Origin of the sequence: Sphingomonas flavalba (assembly GCF_047553045.1) — a bacterium.
Taxonomy (GTDB): domain Bacteria; phylum Pseudomonadota; class Alphaproteobacteria; order Sphingomonadales; family Sphingomonadaceae; genus Sphingomonas_L; species Sphingomonas_L flavalba_A.
Genome location: NZ_CP180208.1, coordinates 1,751,120 through 1,763,255, shown reverse-complemented (window position 1 = coordinate 1,763,255; position 12,136 = coordinate 1,751,120). Strand labels below are relative to the sequence as shown.

Genomic DNA, 12,136 nt, shown 5'->3' with positions numbered 1-12,136 from the left:
GCCGTCGGCGCTCCCTATTTCGGGGGCGAACGGTTGACACGGGGAGTTGGTGATGAGTGGATTTGACGAGCGCCAGCGCGCCTTCGAAGCGAAGTTCGCACGCGATGAGGATGTCGCTTTCCGGATTACGGCGCGCCGCAACCGGTTGGTCGGGCACTGGGCGGCGGAAAAGATGAAGCTGACGCCGGAGGAGGCGGACGCCTATGCCAAGGCAGTGGTTCAGGCCGATTTCGAGGAGGCGGGTGACGAGGATGTGATCCGCAAGCTGCTTGGCGACCTGACGTCGGCGGGGGTCGAGATCAGCGATGCGGAGATCCGCCAGACGATCGAGGCCAAGGCGGTCGAGGCACGGCGGCAGTTCATCGAAGAGCAGAACTGAGCGCGTCATGGCGATGGAAGCGGATGAGATCGCGGCGATGATCCGTGCTGGAATACCCGGCGCGGATGTCGAGATCACCGATCTGGCCGGTGATGGCAACCACTACGCGGCGCGGGTGGTCAGCGAGACTTTTCGTGGGGTATCCCGGGTGCGCCAGCATCAGGCGGTCTATGCCGCGTTGGGCGGGCATATGGGCGACACGCTGCACGCGTTGCAGCTGACCACCGTGGTGCCGGACTGACCCGCCCCCTTGAATTCGCGTACCGACATGGCGATGTGTCGGGGGTATAGGGGGATTTTGCGATGGATGATGCGATGACGGACGATGGAATGGCACGGATCAGCACTCTGCTGGCCGACAATGATGTGCTGCTGTTCATGAAGGGCACGCCACTGTTTCCCCAATGCGGTTTTTCCAGCCGTGCCGTCGCGATCCTGGAGCGGATCGGCGTGGTGTATGAAAGCGTCGATGTGCTGCAAGATCAGGGCATCCGCCAGGGCATCAAGACCTATTCCGACTGGCCGACGATCCCGCAGCTATACGTAAAGGGTGAGTTTGTCGGCGGGTCCGACATCATGCTCGAAATGTATGAGAGCGGCGAGCTGGCGCAGTTGATGGCCGATAAGGGCGTCGCCGCCGGCTGAACCGTCTGGCGACAATTACCGGGCGCGCGACGCGATGCGTTGCGCGCTTTTTGTTGGTGCTGTTGGAAGAGTTCCGGGGTCGGGAAAACGGGTGAGGGTGGGCCAGCGCGAGATCGGGTTAGCAGCTGGCCCACCGCTCAGTTACGCGGCTTTGGAACCGCCTTATCCTATGCAGCCGTTGTGCCAGTCGGAATGATTGGCGGTTTTCAGCGCTGCTTAATGGTAAATGCGTGCCGCCGCGATGCGCGTGTTGTAAGCGCGCCCGACACCACGACCGCTTGACCGTTCACGGCCTATTCAGTTATTCGACTACAAATGTAATCGGTCGATCTCGATATGGGGGCGTGCGATGCCCGAACGGATCAGTGATGCCGAATACGCGGTGATGGAGGCGCTGTGGGACAGCAGCCCTTTGACCGCGAGCGAGGTCGCGGAACGCGCCGGCGCCGCCCGGGGCTGGAACATGTCGACGGTCAAGACGCTGTTGTCGCGATTGTTGGGTAAAGGCGTGATCGCCCATGAGCAGGATGGCCGTCGTTATCTCTATCGGCCGGTCATCGCCCGCGCCGATTATGTCTCCAGCGAATCACGGCGGCTGATCAATCGGCTGTTTGGCGGGCGGGTGACGCCGCTTGTCGCTCATCTCGCCGAGGGGGACGGCCTGTCGGCCGAGGAAATCGCCGAGATCGAGGCTCTGCTGCGGAAGCTGAAGCCATGAGCGGCTGGATCGTCGAGACGCTGATCGCGACCACCGTTCTGATGCTGGTCGTGCTGCTGCTGCGTGGTCCCATGGCTCGCCGGTTCGGACCACGCGTCGCCTATGCGTTGTGGCTGTTGCCGGCAATCAGGATGGTGCTGCCGCCCTTGCCGACGACGGCGGTTCCCCATCCGATTGCGGCGTTGCCGCCGCTGTTCGACATCGAGATCGTTCGGGAGGCGGCGTTGGCCGCGCCTGTGACGCCGGCGTTTGACTGGGCGGCGGTATTGCTGACCCTGTGGCTGGCAGGTGCCGTCGTCCATTTCCTCTGGCACCTCGGCGCTTACAGCCTGTTCGTGCGCCGGGTGATCGGCCGTTCGACACCACTGCCGATGCTGGACCGGGACGGTATAGAAGTCTGTGCCAGCCGCGCGGTTCGCGGGCCGTTTGCGACCGGCATCTTCATCAAAACGATCGTGCTGCCGCATGATTATCGCCGGCGTTACGATGCCGATGAGCTGCGGCTGGCGATGGCGCACGAGGCGCAGCACCATCGCCGGTGCGATATGTCAGCCAATCTCGTGGCGCTGATCATCCTGTCGGTCCACTGGTTCAATCCGATCGCGCACCGCGCGCACCGCGCTTTTCGCGTCGACCAGGAACTGGCCTGCGATGCCGTCGTGCTCGCGACTGCTACATCGTTTGAACGCCACGCTTATGGCCTGGCGCTGCTGAAATCGACTTGCGACCGCCTGCCCGTGGCAGCGTGCGCACTTGGGGCCGGGGATGACCTCAAGAGGAGATTGAAGATGATGGGCCATGACAAGCCTGGCCGTGGGACGGTGCGCTGCGGCACCGCGCTGGCACTGCTGTTGACCGGTGGCGGGCTGCTGTTGACCGCATCCGGCGGAATCGCCGCCGATGCCGGTAGCGCGGTGCGGGAGGATGTGAAACGTACAGTCGCGCAGACGGCCGACTGGGCGCCTGTCGCGATGCCGCGGGATGAGTCTGACGGCATTGTCGAAGTGCCGACGCCGTCCGCTTTATCTTCCGCGCCGTCAGTATCTTATGTCGTGCCGGCGCCACCCGCGCCGCCTGAGTCACCGGCTGTGCCGCGTGAGGATCTTGCCGATATGGCTGGTGTCGAGCGCGCGGTCGGCGTGGCGATGCGTGACGTTGACCGCGATGTGCAGGTTGCGCTGGCGGATGCCCGTCGCGCCGCTGCCGATGCTAGGAGGGATGCACTGACCGCCCGGCGCGAGGCAGCCGATGCCGCCAGGCAGGCCCATGCGCGGATACGCGTAGTGATGCGCGATTGCGGCGGACGGCGGCACGCCCCTACCGCCAGTATTTCTTACGACCGCGACGGCAGCGCGCTTCGTACCGTTTCGGTATGCGAGAACGGTGGTGTCGACGGAGCCGAGATTCGTCAGACTGTCATCTCCGCGCTGGAAGGCGCACGGCAGAGCGTCGCGGCGATGGACTTGCCGGCGGCTGGGGAAGCCGGGCGTGCCCAGGCGCTTGCCAGCATCGATCGCAAGATCGCGGACCTGCGCGCGCGCTGATCGCCCGATCCCGGCGGAAGTCCGGCCACCGTCCCCAGGGCGGCCTCACAGGGCGGCTTCCGCCGGTCGCGCCGCGCGATCACCGGACAAGGTGCTTGCTTCCGGACGGCAAATCGCCACATCGGAGGGTATGGACGATCTGCCCACCGGACGCGTGATGCGGCTTGAGCCGCTGGTGCGACGCCTGCTCGCCCCCAATCCGTCGCCTTACACCTATACCGGGACCCAGAGTTATATTGTGGGTGGCGGCGATGTGGCGGTGATCGATCCGGGGCCGGACGATGCCGATCACGTTGCGGCATTGCTGCGGGCGGTGAGGGGGGAGCGGGTTGGGGCAATCGTCTGCACGCACACCCACCGCGATCACAGCCCGGCGGCGGCGGCGCTGAAGGCGGCGACCGGCGCGCCGGTTATCGGTTGCGCGCCGCTTGTCCTGGACGATGACGGACCGCGTGCCGATGCGGCCTTCGACCGGAGCTACGCGCCGGACCGGGTACTGGCTGACGGCGAGACGGTGGCTGGACCCGGCTGGACGCTGGAAGCGGTAGCGACGCCGGGCCACACGTCCAACCATCTGTGTTTCGCACTGCGGGAAAGCGGAGCGCTGTTCACCGGCGACCATGTCATGGGCTGGTCGACCACCGTCATATCGCCGCCGGACGGCGACATGGCCGCGTATATGGCCAGCCTCGATCGGCTCGGACGGCGCGACGACAGGATCTATTATCCGGCGCATGGCGAGCCGGTGGAGCGGCCGCAGCGGTTGGTCCGCGGCCTTGCCGGTCACCGCAAGCAGCGTGAGGGCCAGATATTGCGTCTGCTTGATGAGACGCCGCGCGCCATTCCCGCGCTGGTCGAGCGCATGTATGTCGGCCTCGACCCTCGGCTGATCGGGGCTGCCGGCCGCTCGGTTCTCGCCCATCTCGTCGATCTGCGTCAGCGCGGGCTGGTTGTCGAAGCGGGAGCAGTTTGGGCGAGGGCGGCCTGATGGGCTCGCTTGGACGGCTGGTTGCCGGCGTGCTGCTGTTGGCGGTGCTGGTTGGCGGGGCGTTCCTGCTTGCGGTCCGCTATGTCGAGCACCGGGTCGCGCCGGAGCCGGAGACGATCGTTTCCGGCAGTCTCCAGGGGCTGCGCGAGCAGAACCGGCTGTCGGCCTTTGCAGCGCGCTATGTCGCGGTGGTTACGTCGAAGCAGCAGCGTTTCGGGGTGCTCAGCGCCGAGCGGACGCTGATCATGCCCGGTACGGTGCGCTATGAGGTGAATCTGGCGCGGTTGACCCAGCAGGACGTGAGGTGGGATGCCGCTACGCGCACGCTGAGCATTACCCTGCCGCCTGTCGAACTGGTCGGGCCGCAGGTCGATGTCAATCAGGTCAAGGCATACGATAATGGTGGTCTGCTGCTCAGCCTGACCGACGCACGGCAGATTCTGGACGATGCCAATCGCAAGGCGGGGCAGACGGAGTTGTTGCGGCAGGCGCGCGACGCGGTGCCGATGCGGCTGGCCCGTGATGCGACACGGCGCGCGGTCGAGCGCAGTTTCGCGCTGCCGCTGCGTGCGGCCGGGGTTGATGCGACGGTGGTTGCCCGCTTTGCCGATGATGACCGTGCGCCCAGCCGGCTCGATCGCTCGCGTTCGGTCAAGGAAGTGCTTGGGGATGCGGCCACCGCCCGCTAAACGCCGGGGGAGGAGTGAGGAATCGATGGACGCACGTGGTGGACTGGGCGGCAGCCTGACGGGTCTGGACCTGAAGGCCGAAATCGAGCGGCTGCGGACCGAGCGCAACGCGGTGATCCTGGCCCATTATTACCAGAAGCCCGAAATTCAGGATATTGCCGATTTCGTCGGCGACAGCCTCGACCTGTCGCGCAAGGCGGCGGATACCGATGCCGACGTCATCGCCTTTTGCGGCGTGCGCTTCATGGCGGAGACCGCGAAGATCCTGTCGCCGCAGAAGATCGTGGTGCTGCCCGACATGGAGGCCGGGTGCAGCCTGGAGGATAGCTGCCCGCCGGACCAGTTCCGCGCGTTCCGCGCCGCCCACCCGGACCATATCGCGCTGACCTACATCAATTGCTCGGCCGAGGTGAAGGCGCTGAGCGACATTATCGTCACCTCATCCTCGGCGGAAAAGATCCTCAGCCAGATTCCGGCGGAGCAGAAGATCATCTTCGGCCCCGACAAGCATCTTGGCGGCTATCTGGCCCGCAAGACCGGGCGGAACATGCTGCTGTGGCCCGGCGTCTGCATCGTCCATGAGGCGTTTTCGGAAACCGAGCTGCTGAAGCTGAAGGTGCAGCACCCCGATGCGCCGGTCGCCGCCCACCCGGAATGCCCGGCCTATATCCTCGACCATGCCGACTATGTCGGGTCGACCAGCGGCATCCTGAACTTCGCCAAGACGATGCCCGGCGACACGCTGATCGTCGCGACCGAGCCGCACATCATCCACCAGATGGAAAAGGCGGTGCCGGACAAGCATTTCATCGGCGCGCCCGGCGCCGACGGCAACTGCAATTGCAACGTCTGCCCCTATATGGCGTTGAACACGATGGAGAAGCTCTACCTGGCGCTGCGCGATCTGGAGCCGCGTATCGAGATGGACGAGGCGCTGCGTCTTGAGGCGAAGAAGTCGCTCGACCGGATGCTGGCGATGGCAAGCGCGACCGTCGGCATGGGCGATCTGGGGCCGGTGCGGGTGACCGGCGACTGACGCCGCCGCAGCGGAATCGAACAGGGGAGCGGACGAACGCGATGACCGATATTGCCGGCTTCGACCTCGACGCCTTCGTCGCCCAGACCCTGGCCGAGGATCTGGGCGAGGGGGGCGACATCACGTCCGCCGCCGTGATCCCCGCCGACGCGCGTTTCGACGGGGTGATGGATTGCCGCGAGGCGGTGACCGTCGCCGGCCTGCCGATCGCCGAGGCGTTCTTTCGCGCGCTCGACCCGGACGTGGGGATCGAGCGGCTGGTCGAGGACGGGGCGAGCGTTGCGGCCGGGACCGACGTGATGCGGCTGAACGGGCTGGCGCGCGGGCTGCTGACCGCTGAGCGATCGGCGCTGAACACCGTCCAGCACCTGACCGGCATCGCGACGCTGACCCGCCAGTATGTCGACGCAATCGCCGGCACCGGCGCGATCCTGCTCGATACCCGCAAGACGATCCCCGGCCTGCGGCGGCTGGAGAAATATGCGACGCGGATGGGCGGGGCGACCAACCACCGCATGGGGTTGTGGGACGCGGCGATGATCAAGGACAACCATGTCGCCGTCGCCGGCGGTGTGGGCGAGGCGGTACGGCGGGCGAAGGCGGCCGGCATCGCCCGGATCATCGTCGAGGTCGACCGCGTCGATCAGATCGAGCCGGCGCTGGCGGCGGGGGCGACGCACCTGCTGCTCGACAACATGGACCCGCCGACATTGCGCGGGGCGGTGACGCTGGTCGGCGGGCGGGTGCCGACCGAGGCGTCCGGCGGGGTGCGGCTCGACACGATCCGGGCAATCGCGGAGAGCGGCGTCACCTATATCTCGGTCGGGCGGCTGACCCAGTCGGCGCCGGCGGCGGACATCGGCCTCGACTTCATCCGTGCTTAGAGCGGCGCTCGCCGGGGCGGTGCTGGCGATGCCGGCGGCGCTGCCGGCACAGGCGCTGCGCTGCGAGATTCCACCAAGGTTATCACGTCCACATCACGATGGGCCGACCGGTAACCAACAGCGGCGGGTGGTGGCGATCGGCGGCTATACGCTGGCGATGAGTTGGGCGCCGCAGGATTGCGCGGTGAATGGGCGCGGTGCGGACAGGCGTTTGCAGTGTGGCGGCGACAACCGGTTCGGTTTCACCCTGCACGGGCTGTGGCCGGATGGGAGCGGGGCGCAGTGGCCGCAATATTGCCGACCGGCGGCGCTGCTGCCGCCGGCGGTGATCCGCCGCAACCTGTGCGCGACGCCGTCGGTGCAACTGTTGCAGCACGAATGGGCGAAGCACGGGACCTGCATGGTGCGCGAGCCGGACGCCTATTTCGCCCGCGCGACCGCGCTGTATCAGCGCGTTCGTTATCCGGACATGCGGGCGCTGGCCGCCCGGCCGCTGACCGTCGGCCGGTTCGCCGCCGCCTTCGCCGCCGCCAATCCGGGGATGGGCGCGGCGATGCTGCGGGTGACCACCGATCGGCGCGGCTGGCTGGAAGAGGTGTGGCTGTGCCTGGACCGGCAGTTTCGTTTCACCCGCTGCCCCGCGCATCAACGCGGCGCGCCGCCGGCAACGCGGCTGCGGATCAGGCCGGTCTGACGCGGCCGGTTCGGATCAGCGTTCGATGATCGCCGTTGCCGGATGATGGCGGTCGAGATGCTTGCGGATGATCTTGAGATTGCGGGTGTTCGAGCGGAAGAAAAAGTCCGGGATCGCGCCGATGAACGGCACCGCGCCGAGTAGCGTATCGATGCCGACATTGCCGGCCATCCGCGTCATCTGCCATTTCGACAGGCCGAGATTGCGCGCTTCCCAGACGATCCACGCGCCCATTGCGGTGCCGACGACGTCACCGACCACCGGCACGATGTTGAGCAGCACGTCGAGCCCGACCGGACGGTTTATGCCGGGAATGACGAACAGCCGTTCGAGCAGATGCTCCATCGCCTCGATACGGCGGCGGACCGACGCCGGATCGCGCCCGATGTCGGGCATCGCATCGGCAATGCGGTCGAAGCGGCTGTTCGGCAACGGCGTCTCCTTTGCCGATGATATTGGGACGGGCGGCGGCGCTGTCCAGAGGGGGCATGGCGGGGCGGATTGCGGCTTCACGCCCCCGAAGCGGGCACAGCCTAGCGGCCGGCGGCGATCAGGTGATTGAGCGGGTGCCAGGCGCGGGGGTTTTCGCGAAATTCGGTGAGACGGCGGGTGGCGAGCGCCCAACGGACCGGGCGGCCGAGCACGATGAAATGGGCGGCGGTGACCAGCGCCTGATCCGCCTCCGCCAGCGCCTGACCGCGCGCGGCGGCGGTGTCGGCGATATTTGCCTGCGCCAGCGCGTCGCCTGCCGCCGGGTCGCAGCGCGCCGGTGCGGGGCAGAGCGCGGTGCGCAGATACCAGATGGCGCTTGGCGCCGGGGCCAGCGCGTCGACGACCCGGATGTCGGCGGCGTCGCCTTCCGCCACGCGGACGGCGGTGAGGCCGAGGGCAAGCCAGTCGGCGGCGAGGCGGCCGAACAGCAGCGTCGCCCCCGGCGTGGCGGGCAGGGCGATGCGGATCGGTGGCGGCGGGCCTTCGCGGCCGCGCCAGCCGGCGACGATCGCATGGGCGCTGGCCTGCCGGTCCGCCTGGGTCAGCCCGGCCCAGCGCGGCACGGCGGGATCGGCGGCGGAACGATAGCGTTCGGGCAGGATGGCGACGTCCGGTCGGGCGTCGTTGCCGCCGACCGCGACCATCAGCGCCTGACGGTCGATCGCCATCGCCAGCGCGCGGCGGATGTCGGGATCGGCAAAGAACGGGGTGTCGCCGGCGATCATCAGGCCGAACAGGCCCTCTGCCGGATCGACCCGCACGTCACGGCCGCGAAGCACCCCCAGCCGCGCGATCGGCAGGTCGCCATAGCCGCCGCCGAGCACCAGATCGACTTCGCCGCGGACGAAGCGGGTGACGGCCAGCGCCGCGCGCTCGCCACGTAGCCGCAGCGTCCGGTCGGGCGCGGGCGGAAGCGGTTCGCCGTCTTCGTCCACTTCCGGCAACGGGGTCAGGTGGATGACGCCGTCTTCGGCCTTTTGCCGCAACGGACCGGCGCCGCCGGCGATGGTCACCGCCATTTCGGGCTGGGCGAGCAGGTTGAGCAGAGGCGGGCGCGGTGCGCGCAGCCGGATTTCGATGATCTGCGGCGTGGTCGCCGAGACGCTGTCGATCAGCGCGAGGTCGGCGCGCAGCGGGTTGCGGCTGGACCGGGCAATGGCGGCGCGCAGGCGGCGGACGACGTCATTGGCGGTGATCGGCTTGCCATTGGCGCCGGTCGCGGGGCGCAGGCGGAAGATATAGCTCAGCCCGTCGTCGGTGACGATCCAGCGTTCGGCGAGCGCCGGTTCGATCTGGCCGGTGGCATCCATCGCCACCAGCCCTTCCGCGACCGCGCCGGCGAGCACCGCCGCAGCCGGGGGCAAGGGGCCGCGATCCGCATTGGCGAGCACCGGTTTGTCGCCGATCACGCTGACCACGACCGGCGTGCCCGTTTTCTCTCCGCAGGCGGCAAGCGCGGCGGCGAAGGCGCAGAGCGGGATGAGCGGGCGAAACGGTGGCATCGGGACGCGGACCTTTGGCTGCACAGTCTGGGCCAGCCGGGCTGGAGCGGGCGGCGGCGCGGGCCGGCGCCGCCTCCGCCCGGCTGGACGACCTCTACGGCGCCGGGCGCGCCGCGCCAAGCCCGGCGCGCAGATGATCGGCGAGGCGCAGGGCGAGGGCGACGATGGTGAGCGTCGGGTTGGCGACGCCGCCGGTCGGGAACAGCGCCGAGCCGGAGACGTAGAGGCCGGCGACGCCGAATACCTGGCCATTGGCGTCGCACACCCCGTCCGCCGGGCTGTGCGCCATCCGTGCCGTGCCGATATGGTGGCCGGGGGTGGGGTGCAGCACGGCGTGGTCGAGCGCGGCGTCGTCGCATTCCAGCTCCACGCCGCTGCCCCGGCTGGCGTCGCGCATCAGCGCCATGCCGCGCCGGAACATGGCCCGGTCGGCGTCGGTGGTCTGCCAGTCGACGGTGACGCGGGGCACGCCAAGCGCGTCGCGCGTGCCGGACAGGGTGATGCGGCTGTCCGGGTTCGGCACCTGTTCGAGATGGATGTCCATCGCGTAGCGACCGGTGGCGTTGCGCAGGAATACCGAGGGCAGCTTGCGTCGGGCGAAGGTGCGCAGCCGCAGCCAGCGGGCGACGAAGGCGACCAGCATCGGCCCGCCGAGCAGCATGTTGCGCAGATGGGCGAGGTGGAAGGCGAACGGCCGGCGTTCCCGCTCGGCGCCGAGGTTGCGGGCGCCGGTGAGAATCCGCGCATATTCGGCGACCAGCCCGCCCTTGGCGAAATACATCGCCGACAGGATCGGGTTGCGGTGCGCCGGATCGGCGATGTCGGGGTGGGTCGGCCGGATGTTGATCTGGAACAGCCGTTCGCGTTCCAGCGTCGCGGTATCCAGCGCGATGTAGCGGCGGCACCATACCCCTTCGGGCGAGCGCTGATAGTCTAGCCGGGCGCCGGGGGCGCAGCGCATCGTCCCGACCTGAACGTGCAGATGGGTCTGGTAATAGCGGCCGACGAGGTCGCCGCCGAGGCCGGAGGCGAGCAGCAGGCGCGGAGTTTCGATGCCGCCGGTGGCGATGATGACGCAGGGCGCGGCGATGGCGCCGGCCGGGGTTTCGACGCCGGTCACCCGGCCGTCGGCGGCGGTGATCCGCAGCACCGGGTGATCGAGCAGCACGGTGACGTCGCGCGCCTGTTGGAGGCGATCGCCGTAGCTGGCGGCGAAATCGGTCGGCAGGCTGAAGCGTTCGACCCGGTTGATGTCGATTTCCGGACCCGGCGCCTGATCGACCAGCGGCGACGGCGCGGGGCCGAAGGCGGTGGCGGCGTCAAAGCTTTCCGGCCCGGCATGGCAGAGATCGAGCGCGGCGGCGTGGTAGCGGCGCACCTCTTCATAACCGATCGGCCAGCCGGAATGGGGAATCCAGTCCCGCGCCGCGAAATCGACCGGATCGAGCGGAATGCAGCGGCCGCCCCACAGCGGCGTCGTCCCGCCATAGCCGCGGCGGCGGAACAGTTCGGTCGGGATATGGGTGTCGGGCGATACGCTGTCGGCGCGGTAGAAGGCCTGACTGGCGGGCGAGGGGCGGGTGCCGCCGGCCTCGACCAGCAGCACGCGGCGGCCGCACCCTTCCAGCGCCAGCGCCAGCGCGATCCCGGCGGCGCCGGAGCCGACGATCAGGATGTCCGCCGCTGCGGGCTGGGTTTCGGCGATCATAGCAGGGCGGCGGCAGCGCGCAGATGGTCCGGCGAGGTCGTTTCGACCAGCACGGCGGCGAGGCGCGGATCGGCGACGGCGGCGGCCAGTGCCTCCATCGGCGGCGTCGTGCCGCGATGGCGCAGCACGCCGCGTGCGACCAGCGGCACCGGGGCGGCGGCCGGCAGGGCCACGTAGGGCGCCTGGACCATGCCGATGCCGGGCATCGCCAGCGCCGCCGCGACGACATCCGCCGAATCCGCCGACACGCCGTAGCCGGCGATCATACCCTTGGCGCGGATGGCGGAGAGGGTGTCGATGACCGCCGGATCGGCGACGGTGGCCGCCGACGGGCTGTGCAGCAGCAGCATGTCGATCCGCTCGATCCGCAGCCGCTTCAGCGCGGCGGCGACGTCGCGCTCCATCGTCCGGTGATCGAGGTCGAAGCCGACATTGGCCGCGCGCTGACTGGCGACGAAGGCGTCGCCGGCCGGGGAAGGGCGGCGCAGGCGCTTGACGAGCGGCTTGAACGGCCGGATCAGCCGCATCTTCGCCGAAAAGCGCTTGCCGATCTTGGTGACGATGAACGCCTGGTCGCGCTTGCCGGCCAGCGCCCGGCCGAGGATGCGCTCGCTGTCGCCCTGGCCGTAGATATTGGCGGTGTCGAACAGCCGGACGCCAAGCGCGAAGGCGAGTTCGATCAGCCGCTGCGATTCCGCCGGGCTGCTCGGGTTGGTCAGCGACCCCACGCGGGCGCAGCCCATGCCGATGCGCGTGAAGGGGGGCGTGGAGGCCATCTGGACGGGTTCCGTGACTGGGACGAGGACAGGTCGCGCGCACAGTAGTGGAAGTTGGTTCATGGTCAATGAATGCGCGCG

At 68.6% G+C, this 12,136-nt stretch carries 14 protein-coding genes; 10 read left to right on the top strand and 4 right to left on the bottom strand.

What is annotated here, in order from left to right; genetic code table 11:
• The first annotated feature begins 52 nt into the window (after positions 1–52).
• From ACMT1E_RS08420 to ACMT1E_RS08375, 10 genes are all read left to right on the top strand, one after another.
• Positions 53–379 (top strand): DUF1476 domain-containing protein, encoded by a 327-nt coding sequence (locus ACMT1E_RS08420; RefSeq protein ID WP_414899634.1) that lies wholly within the window; start codon positions 53–55, stop codon positions 377–379.
• A gap of 7 nt (positions 380–386) precedes the next feature.
• Entirely contained in the window at positions 387–620 is a 234-nt protein-coding gene (locus ACMT1E_RS08415; protein WP_414899633.1) for a BolA family protein, read from the top strand.
• A gap of 74 nt (positions 621–694) precedes the next feature.
• Positions 695–1,024 carry a Grx4 family monothiol glutaredoxin gene (grxD, locus tag ACMT1E_RS08410; RefSeq protein ID WP_414899632.1) on the top strand — a complete coding sequence of 110 codons (330 nt, stop codon included), beginning with the start codon at positions 695–697 and terminating at the stop codon, positions 1,022–1,024.
• Between the two features lie 349 nt (positions 1,025–1,373).
• Positions 1,374–1,742: a BlaI/MecI/CopY family transcriptional regulator gene (locus ACMT1E_RS08405; protein WP_414899631.1), complete on the top strand. Its 369-nt coding sequence runs from the start codon at positions 1,374–1,376 to the stop codon at positions 1,740–1,742.
• Positions 1,739–3,286 carry a M56 family metallopeptidase gene (locus ACMT1E_RS08400; protein WP_414899630.1) on the top strand — a complete coding sequence of 516 codons (1,548 nt, stop codon included), beginning with the start codon at positions 1,739–1,741 and terminating at the stop codon, positions 3,284–3,286. Before ACMT1E_RS08405 ends, ACMT1E_RS08400 begins: the two co-directional genes overlap by 4 nt.
• Positions 3,287–3,416: 130 nt before the next feature.
• Positions 3,417–4,274 (top strand): MBL fold metallo-hydrolase, encoded by an 858-nt coding sequence (locus ACMT1E_RS08395; protein WP_414899629.1) that lies wholly within the window; start codon positions 3,417–3,419, stop codon positions 4,272–4,274.
• Positions 4,274–4,963 carry a DUF4230 domain-containing protein gene (locus ACMT1E_RS08390; protein WP_414899627.1) on the top strand — a complete coding sequence of 230 codons (690 nt, stop codon included), beginning with the start codon at positions 4,274–4,276 and terminating at the stop codon, positions 4,961–4,963. Before ACMT1E_RS08395 ends, ACMT1E_RS08390 begins: the two co-directional genes overlap by 1 nt.
• Before the next feature lie 25 nt (positions 4,964–4,988).
• A complete protein-coding gene (gene nadA / locus ACMT1E_RS08385) occupies positions 4,989–5,999 on the top strand; it encodes a quinolinate synthase NadA (protein WP_414899626.1) in 1,011 nt (336 codons plus the stop codon).
• A 41-nt stretch (positions 6,000–6,040) separates the two neighbouring features.
• Entirely contained in the window at positions 6,041–6,883 is an 843-nt protein-coding gene (gene nadC / locus ACMT1E_RS08380; protein WP_414899625.1) for a carboxylating nicotinate-nucleotide diphosphorylase, read from the top strand.
• Positions 6,876–7,577: a ribonuclease T2 family protein gene (locus ACMT1E_RS08375; protein ID WP_414899623.1), complete on the top strand. Its 702-nt coding sequence runs from the start codon at positions 6,876–6,878 to the stop codon at positions 7,575–7,577. Before nadC ends, ACMT1E_RS08375 begins: the two co-directional genes overlap by 8 nt.
• Positions 7,578–7,592: 15 nt before the next feature.
• Here ACMT1E_RS08375 and ACMT1E_RS08370 read toward each other — a convergent pair whose 3' ends face one another.
• The 4 genes from ACMT1E_RS08370 to ACMT1E_RS08355 form a co-directional block, all read right to left on the bottom strand.
• Entirely contained in the window at positions 7,593–7,973 is a 381-nt protein-coding gene (locus ACMT1E_RS08370) for a DUF4112 domain-containing protein (RefSeq protein ID WP_414903346.1), read from the bottom strand.
• A gap of 137 nt (positions 7,974–8,110) precedes the next feature.
• Complete coding sequence (locus ACMT1E_RS08365) at positions 8,111–9,571, bottom strand: ABC transporter substrate-binding protein (protein ID WP_414899621.1); 1,461 nt, start codon at positions 9,569–9,571, stop codon at positions 8,111–8,113.
• 94 nt (positions 9,572–9,665) lie between these two features.
• The gene (locus tag ACMT1E_RS08360; protein ID WP_414899619.1) at positions 9,666–11,279 is read right to left on the bottom strand and encodes an FAD-dependent oxidoreductase; all 1,614 of its coding nucleotides are present in this window, start codon (positions 11,277–11,279) and stop codon (positions 9,666–9,668) included.
• Positions 11,276–12,055: an aldo/keto reductase gene (locus ACMT1E_RS08355; protein ID WP_414899617.1), complete on the bottom strand. Its 780-nt coding sequence runs from the start codon at positions 12,053–12,055 to the stop codon at positions 11,276–11,278. The genes ACMT1E_RS08360 and ACMT1E_RS08355 overlap by 4 nt, the downstream gene beginning before the upstream one ends.
• Positions 12,056–12,136 lie beyond the last annotated feature (81 nt).